We start from the raw sequence: 13,694 nt of genomic DNA on the forward strand, positions 1-13,694 counted from the left end.
TAGCATAGAATAGTTAAGTCAAAGCTGCAAAAAAATAATTGTAAGAGAAGATATAAACCCAACCAAAATCTATTTTTATTCAATAAATTCAAATATCTATATAATAATTTAGAGTAAAAACCAGACAGTCATTTCAGTCAATTTCAATCATTTAAATCGAGCTATTTTAAAAATGAATAATAAAAAAGCCCTAACTTTTAGTTAAGGCTTAATGATTTTAATTTTCTGTCTTTTAATTAAAATATCCGGCTATGATCTTTTTCCGCTTTTGGTAACTGTGCTGCGATTTTCTCTGCAATTAACATATAGCTATCTGCTGCCTCGTCCCCTGCAATCACGGAAGGTTTCCCTGCATCGGCATTTTCACGAATTTTAGCGTCCAGAGGTAAGCGGCCCAGTAATGGAATTTGATATTGCTCAGACAGTTTATCGCCACCACCTGTACCAAAAATCTGTTCCTCAAAACCACAATTTGAGCAGATATGGGTCGACATGTTTTCAATCACGCCCATGACTGGAATCTGTACACGGTTAAACAGCTCAATGCCTTTGGTCGCATCCAGCAAGGCCACGTTTTGTGGTGTTGTCACAATTACAGCACCCGTCACCGGAATACGCTGTGCTAAGGTCAACTGGATATCGCCCGTGCCAGGCGGCATGTCGATCATCAATACATCCAGATCTGGCCATAGAGTCTGATTAAAGAGCTGCATTAATGCTCCCGTAGCTTTTGGACCACGCCAAGCAACCGGTGTATTGTGATCACCGGTTAAATGTCCAATCGATAACACTGCCATTCCATAGGCATCAAGAGGTACAAACTGCTCTGCTTCGATCATCGGTGTTTTACCGGCATTGCCGAGCATGGTCGGAATACTTGGACCATAAATATCGGCATCTAGTACACCTACCCGCAGGCCCATTTGCTTTAGAGCCAAGGCCAGATTGACAGTAGTAGTCGATTTACCCACCCCACCTTTGCCAGATGACACCAGAATCACATTCTGAATACGAGGATGTTTCGGGACATCACGCTGTTGTGGTGCAGCTTTTTGAATCGGTGGATTATTCGGATCAGCATCTTCTGCCTTTTCAGGTTGAGCCGAAGCATCCACCACAGGAGGAAGATCTGGTTTTACTGGTGCTGCAGGTTGGCTTGAACAGCTTTCTCCTGCAGCATGGTTATGGCCGCAATCACCCGAATTTTTACTTTTAGGCCCGGTTTTTTGCTGAATCACATGCATATTTAACTCTTGAATACCACATTTTTGCAAAGCTTCTGCCAGCTCATCATGAATCTGTTGCAGTTGTTCTTTTTCTTCTGGATAGGTATTCAGGGTAATTTGCAGAATCTCACCCTGTACATTGACCTGTGTAATGCGATCTTTCAAGGCATTGCTGGAATTTGGCAAAATATAGTTTTGCAGTACGTTCTGCACAGCTTCTTCGTTCACCTCCTTGGAAGGCGAAAAAACCGATTTAAGCGAAGAAAGCCACGACATAGGTTACTCCAAAAATGTAGATCGACATCTGAATGGCGTAGTTTAACGGGGTTTTAGGCGAAGGTTAAGCACTGTATTGGAGAAGATGAAACAGATATGTTCAATTTCCAACTATTTCACTTGGTTTTATAAAATGTTTCATGAAATCTTGGCATATATAAATAATGAAAAATGAATGAGAAAGAAGTAAATGAAGACATATTATTTTTGATGTGAACATTATTTTTTATATTAGGTTTCTATATTTTAAGCCACTCTAACCTGCTGTGATTAAAGTGGCTCTATGATCATAAATTACTTATGATTTTTACTGTTTTCAGACTTGCCCTGTTGTTCCTTGGTGTTTTTATCCTGATCCTGTTTTGATTCATCTTTTTTGGATTCGGAATTATTTGCTGAATCTGTATCTTTCGCGTCTTTCTGCTGATCAGCATCATTGTCTTTAGCTTGAGTATCCTTCATCTTGTTCATGGTATCCGTCGCCATCTGTTTCAGCTCGGCGAATTTAACAGAAGCTTCACTTACTAATTCCGTGATTTTTTGTTTAGTATCTTCAAACTTATGCATGGCTTCGTCTTTCAAATTTGCCATACCGGCCTGCTGATCGTTCTGATCATCTTTAGAATTCTGTTTATCTGACTTATCCGATGATTTGTCTTGAGATTTATGATCGGCTTTGGCCTTTTTCGCGTGATCTGTCTCTTGCTCACCATTTTTCTGGCTGTCAGATTTGCCATGTTTTAGCTCATTCAGAAGCTTTTCACCTTTTTGCAAAAGCTCCTCACCAATTGCAATTGCTTTGGCTTTTAAGTCATCCATTTTGAAACTTTCAGTTTTTTGATCTGACTCATTCTCTTTAGAACTGTCTTTTTGCTCAGTATTTACATTTTTGCTGCTATGCTGAGTATCAGACTTCTCCTCGGCATTGGTCTGGGCATTTTGTCCATTCTTGTGTTCCTGATTATGCTGTTTATCGATCTCGTTCTGCTTTTGCTCTTTTGAAACCTGATCATTCATTTCACGTGCATGTTGTTCTTTATCTTGGTTCTGCTTTGAAGTACTTGTCTGGTTATTCTGAGTCATGAGTACCCTCCTAAGGTGTCATAAATAAATTATCAGACAATTTTTTAGCACAAAGCATGCAATGAAGTAGCTGAATTAAGCAAACTGCAACAAAGCCTGTACATGTTGTTGCTGATCATTGCATCAGATAGCACAAACCTCACGATCTCAAACTTTAATCACTGCCAGCCGCAAAAAATCGTGATTTGTGTTTTGAACATTCTGTTCATCTTCATTCTTTACACTTCTGCTAAAACATTTTTCTGTCATTCTGACATCGCATTTCCTGTAGCTCGCCCATTCAAATACTGTTATAGCCTGATTGTTAAAGCTAAAGGATGCTTGGTGTTAATCTACATTAAACCTTTACAGGATGATTAAAACTACTGGTAACCAGAGATCTTAGCTTAAGCACGCACGGTACTCATAAAACTTAATACCGAGAACAGCCAGATAAACAGGATAAAACTACGCGCTTGGGTGAAATGTGCCACATCTGTGCCATGCAAAATGTTATGACGACTTGCGGTCACATTCGAGCTTGAATCCATCTTATAGGCTGCCAGTTCGGCAAAGTATGGATTCATTTCCGTGGCAATTTTCGATTTATGCCACAGACTCTTAATTTCATTGCCTTTTAAACCGGGAACAATTTTATAGACATCAACAAACTTGGTTCCATTTTGTTTTAAGTAGCCTTGTTGAATCAGCACATCGGTCAATAAGCCTTCAAGCTGTGCATAGAGCAAAGGCACACAACCTGCATAACAGCCCAATTTATACATTTTAAAGGCTTCAATGATCACTGGACGGCGTAAGGCTTTATGGGCTTCATCTATCTGCATCGCATCAAAAGCCGTGAGCAGCTCTTTTTGAAAGTCTTCGCTATTGATGACATCAAATAAATGAAAGGTTTGGACATCTTCATGACGATGCCTCTGTTGCCAGAAGTGCATCAGGTTCAAGGCATCATTGGCGACTTTTGAACCGACAGGTTGATCGAGCTGATCTGCCCACACATTAAAGTATTCATCTTGCTGTGCCAGATCACGCAAGGTTTCGATTAAAAATGTATGTTCGCCTTGCGAGATTTGTTCTAAATAGCTTTGAGCATCTTCAAGAATGCGTTTGCCTAAAGTCTGTTGTTTGATATTCGATTTAATCCGCGTGACGGGTTGATCGTCTTCATAGTCGTCGTAATCGTCATACATGGTCAAGCACTCAAGCAAATAGCGGATGAGCTATTATCCCCGATAATTTTGCCATAAAGTAGCATTTCATCTCGATGCAACTTTGTTATTGAAAAAGAATTCACCAAAAGCCTTATGCAAGTCTTCTCCATCTCATGTAAAATTATCGCCCATTGCATAAAATACGAATGAGAGAGTGAATCCGTGCGTAAAATTTTAGTCACCAATGCCCTTCCTTACGCCAATGGCCCGATTCATATGGGTCACTTACTTGGCTATATCCAAGCAGATATTTGGGTACGTGCCATGCGCGCGATGGGTCATGACGTGACTTATGTCTGTGCGGATGATGCTCATGGTACAGCGATCATGCTGCGTGCCGAAGCGAATGGCATTTCACCTGAAGCACAAATTGCCAATGTGCAAAAAGAACATATCCGTGATTTTGACGGTTTCGGTGTGCATTTCGATCATTATGATTCTACGCATAGTGATACCAACCGCGCCCGTGCTTCAGAAATCTATATCAAAAACCGTGAAGCTGGCAATATTGCTGTGCGTCCTGTAACGCAGTTATTTGATCCTGAAAAAGGCATGTTTCTGTCAGACCGGTTCATTAAAGGTACCTGTCCGAAATGTAAGGCTGAAGATCAATATGGCGATTCATGTGAAGTGTGTGGTACGACTTATAACGCAACTGAACTACTGAATCCAAAATCGACTTTAAGTGGCGCAACACCTGTTGAGAAATCATCAGACCATTACTTCTTTAAATTGCCAAATTTTGGTGAATACCTGCAAAAATGGACCCGTGACGAAGGTCGCCTGCCGGTATCGATTGCCAACAAACTGGACGAATGGTTTGATAATGGTTTAAACGACTGGGATATCTCGCGTGATGCGCCTTACTTTGGTTTTGAAATTCCTGATGCGCCAAACAAATACTTCTATGTGTGGGTCGATGCGCCAATTGGCTATATGTCGAGTTTTGAAAATTACATCAAGACTAAACGTCCTGATTTAAGCTTTGACGACTTCTGGAAAAAAGATTCTGAAAATGAGGTCTATCACTTCATTGGTAAAGACATCGTGTATTTCCACGCCCTGTTCTGGCCGGCAATGCTGGAAGGTGCAAATTACCGTACGCCATCAGGCTTATTCGTAAATGGCTTCCTGACAGTCAACGGTCAGAAGATGTCTAAATCTCGTGGTACCTTCATTAAAGCTGAAACATATTTAGAGCATTTAAACCCTGAATATCTACGTTATTACTTCGCGTCGAAACTTTCAGACAAAGTTGAAGATTCGGACTTGAACCTGGATGACTTTGTACAAAAAGTGAACTCCGACCTGGTTGGTAAAGTAGTCAACATTGCCAGCCGCTGTGCAAAATTCATCAATACCAAATTTGATAACAAATTAAGTGCAACATGTGCAGAGCCTCAACTGGTTCAAAGCTTTATTGATGCGGGTGATTCTATTGCAAAAGCATACGAAGACCGTGAGTTCTCGGCAGCGATTCGTGAAATCATGGCACTTGCGGACAAAGCCAACCAGTATATTGATGAGAAAAAGCCTTGGGTACTTGCGAAGATTGAAGGCGAAGAACAACAAGTACATGACGTATGTTCTGTGGGTATTAACCTGTTCCGTCAATTGGCAGTGTATTTAGCACCTGTATTGCCGACACTGGCTCAACAGGTTCAAGATTTCTTGCAACTTGAAAGCTTCGATTTTGCTTCTCGTGAAACAATTCTAGTGGGTCATGAAATTGCCTTGTTCCAGCCGTTGATGCAACGTGTAGATCCAAAAGCTGTTGCTGCTATGGTGGATGCATCTAAAGATTCTTTAGCGGCTCCTGCTGAAGCACCAAAAGTAGAAAAGAAAAAAGAGAAGAAGGCTGAGAAAAAACCTGAGCCTAAAGTTGGCGAAGCTGAAATTATTGGCATCGAAGACTTTATGAAAGTTGACCTGCGTGTGGCTGAAGTTCTTGAAGCTGCAATGGTTGAAGGTTCTGACAAACTGCTTCAACTCACTTTAAACGTTGGTGAAGCTGAACCACGTAACGTGTTCAGTGGTATTCGTGAGTTTTACCAACCTGAAGACCTGAAAGGCAAATTGGTGGTGATGGTGGCTAACCTTGCGCCACGTAAGATGCGTTTTGGTATTTCAAATGGTATGGTTTTAGCTGCCGGTAATGGCGAAGGGGTTTGGGTGATTTCACCTGAATCTGGTGCTAAACCGGGTGATAAGGTTTCTTAAGATTTAGACCTAAATATAAAAATCCCCTCAATTGAGGGGATTTTTTACTGCTGAGGACTTATCGAATTCTGTGAAAAATTCGGAGATCTTGGTCCATATAACAAACCTTTTTGCTGATTTAACCGTGGCGAATACAACAATTGACTTACCGTACCTGATAGTACATACGCCTTATCACTTAAATGATTCGAGATTTGATCCACCAAAGCACCAACCAGCATCCCAACTAAACCAGCATTATTATTACTGTTAGCAAGGATCTGCTTTTCTGAACCTTCCCAAAGAAGCTGACCAGTTTTTAAATCGACCAATTTAGCTTCTACAGCTACCGTAGCTACCGTTTGAATCACTTGATACTTCGAACCATACTCTTTTACTTTCACATATAGAGCGGCATCAGCGCCAAAAATTTCTTGTAGCTTTTGGGCACTTACTGTTTGAGCATCAGAACCGTTATAAACACCATTTTCCTTAAACATTGTGTCGACAACGCTAATAGGGAAAACGTAATAACCTGCTTCTGCAACAGGAACAGTTACTGTTGACCAATAACTATAAGTTGCACGTGTATCAGGAGATTCATTCACAGGTGGCATCACCAAAATAGACTTTGGCATATGCGTGGTATAGCTGCTTAAATCACGGGTATTTTTAGGTGCAACCGCACACCCTGCAAATAACAATGTTACTGTACTTAAAGCGAATAAACGTTTTAACTGTTTCATTTTTTCGCTACTGCAACAGTAGTTTGACCTGTCATTTTTTTCAGTAAACGATCCATCAATACAGTTGATTCTGGATAAACTTGGCGCTCTAACTCAAAATACTCTACTGCTCGCGGACCATTATTAAGATTTAAATTTAATAGCCCTAAATGTGCATATAAACCTGGTGGCACAGCCGCATTTTTAGCTTTAGCCTTTTCTATATCTTTTTCCAGTTTAGCAATCTGCTCTTGAGGAGAAGTTTTTTCAGGAACACTTAACAACAAATAAGTTTGTTGTGGATATGTACCCCAACTATATAAAGATTGAGGACCACTTGCACAACCAACCAAGCTTAGTGACATCACAGCACCAAGTAATAAAAATATCTTTTTCATGGAATAATCCTATTACTTGCTCGACCATTTACCAGTCTGTAAATCAAGCACAAGATTATTCACTGCTTCACGTACAGCTAAATCTAAAACCTTACCGTTTAATGTTGAGTCATAAGAGGCGGTTGAACCAAAACCAAGTACTTCACGCTCACTTAACGCATACTCACCTGCACCTTGTACTGAATGAACCACTTCTGCAGTTTTCACATCAACTACGTTAAGATTAACTTTTGCATAAGCAATTTGCGTTTTACCACGACCTAATACACCAAATAATTGATGATCACCTACTTCTTTACGACCAAATTCAGAAACATCTCCTGTTAATACAAAACGTGCGCCTTTAATTGATTGCGTTGATTTTCCAAATCCTGCTTCTTGTTGCAATTCAGATAAATTATCACGATTTAAAACAGAGAAATAACCCGTTTGCTGCAAATGGGTTTCTAAAATTGTTTTTGCTTGTCCCCCCAGACGATCTACATTGTCAGAAAAAATCCCGCGCATATAACTTGACCGGTTATCAAATTTTCCAATAGAAACTGCAGTTTTAGCGCCCGTATACTTTACTTGTGCAGTTGCGGCCGTTACTTGTGGGGCTTGTATTGTTTTTGAAGTCTCAGTTGTTGAACACGCTGTTAAAGCTAAGCAGGTTAAAGAACAAACGAGTGCTGTTTTTTTCAAAATACTAATCCTTTTGACTTAAAGAAATTTTTATTAATTCAAAAACAATATTAACAATAAATAAACAATATCTCCACATAATAAACAAATTAACAATATTGTTTTTATAATTAGCATGCATTCAAATAATTAACTTTATTCTTCTTTTATAATCAACAAATACACCTATATAACTGAGTAAACCTTGGTAATAGCAGGTATTTTTTCTATAAAATAATTATAAAAACACTGAGTAAAGTCCTGATAAGCTAAGTCTCAAAAAATTCATGTATACGCTCTATTATTAAATTGAGAATTTTTTATTTATTGCCTATAAGCCTCCCTCAGAAACATGCTAAAAAAGATACATCTTTGTAATAGATAAAATAACGATGAAATATTCAATCAAGAAAACGTCATAACTGCATTAACGCTTAGCTTATTTATAGCTTTACCCTAAGCTCAAGAAATCGAATCAATCCCCTAAGAAAAATAAGTTGCTGGTTACCACCACCAAATCACTGCACTACTTGATGATACAAACTATTTAAATCCATCTATGCTTTAAGACTTAATCAATACATAAAAAAAGCCCCTATCTCTAGAGGCTTTTTTATTGCTGGGTTTACTTAGCCTTGCAGGATAAATTCCCAGATGACATACCCTAGTCCGAAACCAATCAGCCCATACAAGGTAATGATAAAAAATACAAAGCTGGCATTGTTTTTTCTTTTCCAAAAACTCATATTGATACCCAAAGCTGTTCGTGATATCTCATGTTAACGGGCTTTTTTAAAAAAGTGAAACTTATCTAAGTAATTTATTTATAAAAATATTTTAAAATAAAGACATTTTATTTTTAGAAAAAAATCAATATACAGTTTTCAACTTAATGCTTAGTACAGATGTTCAATTCGTTATCTCTCTTTAAAAAAAAGTAAATGTTTTTATATTCTTTTTCCGTAGTTTACATGCTAATACATAGAACAAACTCCACAACATAAGAATTGTCATGAATATTTTAAAAACTTCCCTCTTCACCTCTCTATTTTCATTGTCTGTTTTAGGGGTGAGTATCCACAGTCAAGCTGCTGAACCTGTATCTCCTGCTCAACAGAAACAGGTGGCCGGTTATTATCAATATCCATTTGGAAATTTACAGATCACCGCCCTGCTGGATGGCACAAATTATCTGCCCAAAGCTTTATTTAAGGATATTCCGCCAGTCCAGGCGGATCAGATTTTAAAAAAATACTATATCGATCAGGCTAAAGGCATTCAAACTTCTGTAAATGCTTTTCTGGTCAATACCGGCTCAACACTTGTGTTGGTAGATAGCGGTGCCTCTAGCTGTAACGGTCCCAATTTTGGTTCGGTTCTAACCAATCTGAAAGCAGCAGGTTATCGTCCTGAACAGGTCGGGGCAATTTTATTAACCCATTTACATGCTGATCATGTCTGTGGCATTAGCAATAATGGCGTGGCAAATTTTCCAAATGCGACCATCTATATTTCCCAACCTGAAATGGATTTCTGGATGAATCCGAAAAGCGTAGAAAGTTTGCCGCAGCAAAGACGAGCAAGCTTTACTAACACAGTCGATAAAATTAAAAATGCCATTGCTCCCTACCAAAGCAAGAATCAGCTAAAAACCTTCAAAGTTGGCGACAAGATTCAGAATTTCAATGTAGTCAGTTCGGCTGGACATACACCGGGACATTTTGGTTTTAGCTTAAAATCACAAGGTCAGGAAATGGTGTTTATTGGGGACATCGTGCATTCGCACAGTATTCAGTTTGACCGTCCACAGACTGCGGTAGATTTTGATATAGATCCCAAAAAAGCAGTAGATACCCGTTTAAAGTATTTTGCTGAATATGCAAAACAGGGCCAGACCATTGCAGCACCACATTTACCTTTCCCGGGCATTGGTCATATCTATTCTACGGACAGTAAAAGCTATCAGTGGATTCCGGTACATTTTAAAGATTAATTGAATACTTCAATAATTTGATCTAAACATGAAACCCTAATTTTCTAGGGTTTCATTTATTTTTAAATTTTTTCTTAAAATCTTTCACTTTTCATGTGCACCTTTAGCACGCTTTTTTAGCACCGTTTTTCTTACGATAAATATAAACATCTAAAAATATAATATAAATTTCAACTTTATGAATTTTTGCCATGGCTTAGTTTGGTGCACAAAAATTGTATTGTGCTTTATATCGAGTCTTATCAATTTCAAGAAATTCTTCATCAAAATTTCCCTTGTTCCTGCCTCTTTTCGAATCAGTTTGCCTCTATATACTGGGTTTTTTTTGTGATTCTACGCACTAAATTGGAACGCACAATGCAAAATGTAGACTTATTATTTCTTCTTCTGGGTGCAGTTCTAGTGCTTGCCATGCATGCAGGATTTGCTTTTTTAGAACTAGGGACAGTTCGGCATAAGAATCAGGTGAATGCCTTAAGTAAAATTTTAACTGACTTTGCCATCTCCGCCATCGCTTATTTTTTAGTGGGTTACTATATTGCCTATGGTCAGCATTTCTTCCACGATGCCCATACGCTGGCAGCCGATCATGGCTATAACCTGATGCACTGTTTCTTCCTGCTCACCTTTGCTGCTGCCATTCCAGCGATCATTTCAGGAGGAATTGCAGAACGTGCCAACATGCGTGCTCAAGCTTTAGCGACATTATTTCTGGTTGCACTGATCTATCCATTTTTTGAGGGCATGATCTGGAATGGTAATTTAGGCTTTCAGGACTGGTTGGCTCATACATTCGGTGCCAGCTTTCATGATTTTGCAGGTTCAGTGGTGGTGCATGCCATGGGCGGCTGGATCGCATTGGCTGCAGTAATTCTGCTCGGTGCACGTCATGGCCGCTATAAAAATGATGGCCGGATTACTGCACATCCGCCCTCTTCAATTCCTTTTTTGGCCTTGGGTTCATGGATTCTGATTGTCGGCTGGTTTGGTTTTAATGTCATGAGCGCACAACGCCTCGATGCTATTTCCGGACTGGTTGCGATTAATTCCTTAATGGCAATGGTAGGGGGAACTATTGCTGCCAAAATAGCAGGTAAAGATGACCCGGGCTTTCTGCATAATGGACCATTGGCCGGACTAGTAGCGATCTGTGCAGGCTCTGATGTGGTACATCCGCTTGGTGCTCTTTTCATCGGCATCAGTGCCGGCATAATTTTTGTGAAACTCTTTACCTATACCCAAAATAAACTCAAGATCGATGACGTATTAGGAGTCTGGCCTTTGCATGGGGTATGTGGTGCTTTTGGGGGTCTTGCAGTTGGTATTTTCGGTCAGCAATGGCTAGGCGGCATCGGAGGTGTTTCTATTCTTTCACAACTATTTGGTACAGCTCTGGCGATTATTACTGCTTTGGCAGGTGGCTTCTTGGTTTATGGTTTGCTTAAATTTTGCATCGGTATTCGTCTGAGTCAGGAAGATGAATTTATGGGTGCAGACTTGTCTATTCACCGGATTTCTGCCAACTCCGACGATAATATTTTTTAACGACCAAATTAAAATAGCCCCAACAATAGGGGCTTTTTTTATATCTATAAGCTGAACTTATAAGAAATAATTACTTCATCCCAAAAATCAGCTTCAAACCTAATACGGTCATCACTGCTCCTGCTGCGCGGTCAAAGATGGCCTTAAATTTCAAATAAACACGACGCGGCTTTTCTGCAGACAATGCCACTGCCACCAGAGAACACCAGCCTGCATCAATAAAAAAACACAAGATGGGTAAAACAAAATAAAAATGGGTTGGAATCTCTTTAGGTAATAGCGCAGTAAAAATACTGGCTAATACAATGGCAATTTTGGGATTGGACAATTGTGTAATCAAACCGGTGGTAAACGCACGGCGTAACGACATCTGCTTGGTAATGGCAGCATCTGCCTCAATCGGATCTTTGGCATGTCTAATAATTTTAAAAGCCAGCCAGAGCAGATATAAACCACCACAAATTTTTAAGGCCAGATAGGCGGAAGGTACAGCCAGTAAAAATGCCTGTAAGCCCAGCACTGCCAACAGACCAAAAATGGCAGCCCCAGTCCCCGTACCTAAAGCGGTGAATAAGCCATGCTTACGTGAAATCGCAATTGAATTTTTTGCCACATATATAGAAGTCGGCCCTGGACTCATCGCACCTAACATCAGGGCGAAAGCAATAGAACCTAAAATCCAGAATGATTCCACGTGACTATCCCAGCTTAAAAATGAATGCGTTATTTTAAGTAAAAATAATTAATTTTGCTTTAATATTTCTACACAAATCTCTTAATATTTCATGAGGTCATCTTATTGTTTCAGTTGATCTCGTGCGGTCACCGAGGAGTCTATCATCTTATAATCCCGATCATGGACAGGCACACCACCGATGATCATTGTGCGGCTTTCGGTTTTAGGCTTATTCATCGCATCATCACAGCCCGATAAACCAAGCAGTACACCGGCTAGAACAGCATAGGATAATATTTTCATTATTCTACCCTCCTCAAGGGAGTTCCTATTTCTAGATTAACATTCCTGCTCAAATAATCAGCAAAATATTTGTGACATTCTGCATCAAAACCGATGTCTAGCTATAAGAAATAACCTATCCTAAGCCTCTAATTCTTTTATTACCTTCGTCATACGGGTAAAACAACCTACTGTCTTGATTTTTATGTTTGAAACGATTGCTCAAAATATCCCCGATCAACAGATTTTTATTAGAGATATTTCTGTGACCATACGGCGTCTGGATCTGGTGCATCCCCAGATCTCGGGAAATAAGTTCTTTAAATTAAAATATAATTTTCTTGAAGCGCAAAGACAAGGTTATCAGCATATCCTGAGTTTTGGAGGCGCTTACTCCAATCATATTGCGGCAACTGCATTTTCTGCGCAGCACTTTGGCTTTAAATCTGTCGGAATTATTCGAGGGGAAGAACTGGCTGATCGACCATTGAATCCAACATTAGCCACCGCCCAAAAATTCGGGATGCAACTGCATTTTGTCAGTCGTGAACAATATCGACGTAAGCATGAGGCTGATTATTTATTGGAATTGGGACAAAAATTTCCTAGGCATTTTGTCATTCCTGAAGGTGGAACCAATGCATTGGCCATTCAAGGTTGTCAGGAAATTCTAAAAGAAGATGATACTCAATTTGATGTCATTTGCTGTGCGGCAGGAACTGGCGGAACGATTACAGGTTTGATTGAAGCCAGTCAGGCCCATCAGCAGGTTTTGGGATTTTCAGCACTCAAAGGTTCATTCTTAAAAGATGAAGTCGCCCGACTCACCAGCAAAACCAACTGGAATATTCTCGATGACTACTGTTGTGGGGGTTATGCTAAAACCTCACCAGAACTGATGCTGTTTATTCAGAACTTTGAATCCCGGTTTTCAATTCCACTGGAGCAGGTCTATACCGCCAAAATGCTGATGGGGATTTTAGATTTGATCGATAAAAATTATTTTCCGATTGGATCAAGACTGCTGGTGATTCATAGCGGTGGTCTGCAAGGCCGTAATGTTCCCTTTGCTCCGAGTCAGGCCTGAACCGGCTGATTATTATTCAAGGCAATTAACCCTTTGACCAAGCGGTAAATATGCCAGATAAAGACTACAAACACGATCAGGAAACCAATCAGAATCATGGTCAACAAGCCTCCGATGATATAGCCTAGCAAACTGATCCAGAAGGTTTTAATCTGCCAATCGACATGACTTTCCAGCCAGGTTCCGCGCATTTCATCACGCTTGATATAATTCATCACAATCGCGATAAATGGTGTAACACCAATAATAAATCCTAAAATATACAGGATATAAGTAATCAGATTATATTGTTTTAAATCATCTGCACTTGCCATTCGCTTTTTCCTTCTT

At 39.7% G+C, this 13,694-nt stretch carries 14 protein-coding genes; 4 read left to right on the forward strand and 10 right to left on the reverse strand.

The features are described from left to right. Positions 1 to 236: 236 nt before the first annotated feature. From apbC to AY605_RS11000, 3 genes are all read right to left on the reverse strand, one after another. Positions 237 to 1,502 (reverse strand): iron-sulfur cluster carrier protein ApbC, encoded by a 1,266-nt coding sequence (gene apbC, locus AY605_RS10990; protein ID WP_064096424.1) that lies wholly within the window; start codon positions 1,500 to 1,502, stop codon positions 237 to 239. Between the two features lie 294 nt (positions 1,503 to 1,796). After that, positions 1,797 to 2,585: a hypothetical protein gene (locus AY605_RS10995; protein WP_064096425.1), complete on the reverse strand. Its 789-nt coding sequence runs from the start codon at positions 2,583 to 2,585 to the stop codon at positions 1,797 to 1,799. Between the two features lie 386 nt (positions 2,586 to 2,971). After that, complete coding sequence (locus tag AY605_RS11000; protein WP_064096426.1) at positions 2,972 to 3,775, reverse strand: hypothetical protein; 804 nt, start codon at positions 3,773 to 3,775, stop codon at positions 2,972 to 2,974. 183 nt (positions 3,776 to 3,958) lie between these two features. On the opposite strand from AY605_RS11000, the gene metG reads away from it, so the two are divergent. Beyond that, positions 3,959 to 6,016, forward strand: coding sequence for a methionine--tRNA ligase (gene metG, locus AY605_RS11005; protein WP_064096427.1), 2,058 nt, complete (start codon positions 3,959 to 3,961; stop codon positions 6,014 to 6,016). 44 nt (positions 6,017 to 6,060) lie between these two features. Here metG and AY605_RS11010 read toward each other — a convergent pair whose 3' ends face one another. The 4 genes from AY605_RS11010 to AY605_RS15415 form a co-directional block, all read right to left on the reverse strand. Continuing rightward, positions 6,061 to 6,741 carry a DUF799 domain-containing protein gene (locus tag AY605_RS11010; RefSeq protein WP_064096428.1) on the reverse strand — a complete coding sequence of 227 codons (681 nt, stop codon included), beginning with the start codon at positions 6,739 to 6,741 and terminating at the stop codon, positions 6,061 to 6,063. Continuing rightward, positions 6,738 to 7,118 (reverse strand): DUF4810 domain-containing protein, encoded by a 381-nt coding sequence (locus AY605_RS11015; protein WP_064096429.1) that lies wholly within the window; start codon positions 7,116 to 7,118, stop codon positions 6,738 to 6,740. Before AY605_RS11015 ends, AY605_RS11010 begins: the two co-directional genes overlap by 4 nt. Positions 7,119 to 7,130: 12 nt before the next feature. Then, complete coding sequence (locus AY605_RS11020) at positions 7,131 to 7,802, reverse strand: CsgG/HfaB family protein (protein WP_064096430.1); 672 nt, start codon at positions 7,800 to 7,802, stop codon at positions 7,131 to 7,133. A 608-nt stretch (positions 7,803 to 8,410) separates the two neighbouring features. Beyond that, entirely contained in the window at positions 8,411 to 8,527 is a 117-nt protein-coding gene (locus AY605_RS15415) for a hypothetical protein (RefSeq protein WP_404793566.1), read from the reverse strand. Positions 8,528 to 8,793: 266 nt separating this feature from the next. Between AY605_RS15415 and AY605_RS11025 the strand changes: the two genes are divergently transcribed. Beyond that, positions 8,794 to 9,774 (forward strand): MBL fold metallo-hydrolase, encoded by a 981-nt coding sequence (locus AY605_RS11025; protein WP_064096431.1) that lies wholly within the window; start codon positions 8,794 to 8,796, stop codon positions 9,772 to 9,774. 357 nt (positions 9,775 to 10,131) lie between these two features. Next, a complete protein-coding gene (locus AY605_RS11030; RefSeq protein ID WP_064096432.1) occupies positions 10,132 to 11,319 on the forward strand; it encodes an ammonium transporter in 1,188 nt (395 codons plus the stop codon). Positions 11,320 to 11,389: 70 nt separating this feature from the next. Here the strand turns inward: AY605_RS11030 and AY605_RS11035 are convergent, their stop codons facing one another. Further along, entirely contained in the window at positions 11,390 to 12,013 is a 624-nt protein-coding gene (locus tag AY605_RS11035; RefSeq protein ID WP_064096433.1) for a LysE family translocator, read from the reverse strand. Between the two features lie 102 nt (positions 12,014 to 12,115). Continuing rightward, entirely contained in the window at positions 12,116 to 12,298 is a 183-nt protein-coding gene (locus AY605_RS11040; RefSeq protein WP_064096434.1) for an NF038215 family lipoprotein, read from the reverse strand. Positions 12,299 to 12,482: 184 nt separating this feature from the next. Between AY605_RS11040 and AY605_RS11045 the strand changes: the two genes are divergently transcribed. Further along, complete coding sequence (locus AY605_RS11045; protein WP_064096435.1) at positions 12,483 to 13,364, forward strand: 1-aminocyclopropane-1-carboxylate deaminase/D-cysteine desulfhydrase; 882 nt, start codon at positions 12,483 to 12,485, stop codon at positions 13,362 to 13,364. On the opposite strand, the gene AY605_RS11050 is transcribed toward AY605_RS11045, so the two are convergent. Beyond that, entirely contained in the window at positions 13,355 to 13,678 is a 324-nt protein-coding gene (locus AY605_RS11050) for a DUF4870 family protein (protein ID WP_064096436.1), read from the reverse strand. The genes AY605_RS11045 and AY605_RS11050 overlap by 10 nt on opposite strands. Positions 13,679 to 13,694: the final 16 nt, after the last annotated feature.

The sequence above is a fragment of the Acinetobacter sp. SFD genome (assembly GCF_001647575.1).
GTDB classification, from domain to species: domain Bacteria; phylum Pseudomonadota; class Gammaproteobacteria; order Pseudomonadales; family Moraxellaceae; genus Acinetobacter; species Acinetobacter pecorum.

Excerpts from the sequence above, each read along its gene's own strand:
- AY605_RS11040 (WP_064096434.1), bottom strand. The coding sequence starts at position 12,298 with ATGAAAATATTATCCTATGCTGTTCTAGCCGGTGTACTGCTTGGTTTA.
- apbC (WP_064096424.1), bottom strand. The coding sequence starts at position 1,502 with ATGTCGTGGCTTTCTTCGCTTAAATCGGTTTTTTCGCCTTCCAAGGAG.
- AY605_RS11025 (WP_064096431.1), top strand. The coding sequence starts at position 8,794 with ATGAATATTTTAAAAACTTCCCTCTTCACCTCTCTATTTTCATTGTCT.
- AY605_RS11010 (WP_064096428.1), bottom strand. The coding sequence starts at position 6,741 with ATGAAACAGTTAAAACGTTTATTCGCTTTAAGTACAGTAACATTGTTA.
- AY605_RS11050 (WP_064096436.1), bottom strand. The coding sequence starts at position 13,678 with ATGGCAAGTGCAGATGATTTAAAACAATATAATCTGATTACTTATATC.
- AY605_RS15415 (WP_404793566.1), bottom strand. The coding sequence starts at position 8,527 with ATGAGTTTTTGGAAAAGAAAAAACAATGCCAGCTTTGTATTTTTTATC.
- AY605_RS11000 (WP_064096426.1), bottom strand. The coding sequence starts at position 3,775 with ATGTATGACGATTACGACGACTATGAAGACGATCAACCCGTCACGCGG.
- AY605_RS11030 (WP_064096432.1), top strand. The coding sequence starts at position 10,132 with ATGCAAAATGTAGACTTATTATTTCTTCTTCTGGGTGCAGTTCTAGTG.
- AY605_RS11045 (WP_064096435.1), top strand. The coding sequence starts at position 12,483 with ATGTTTGAAACGATTGCTCAAAATATCCCCGATCAACAGATTTTTATT.
- AY605_RS11015 (WP_064096429.1), bottom strand. The coding sequence starts at position 7,118 with ATGAAAAAGATATTTTTATTACTTGGTGCTGTGATGTCACTAAGCTTG.
- AY605_RS10995 (WP_064096425.1), bottom strand. The coding sequence starts at position 2,585 with ATGACTCAGAATAACCAGACAAGTACTTCAAAGCAGAACCAAGATAAA.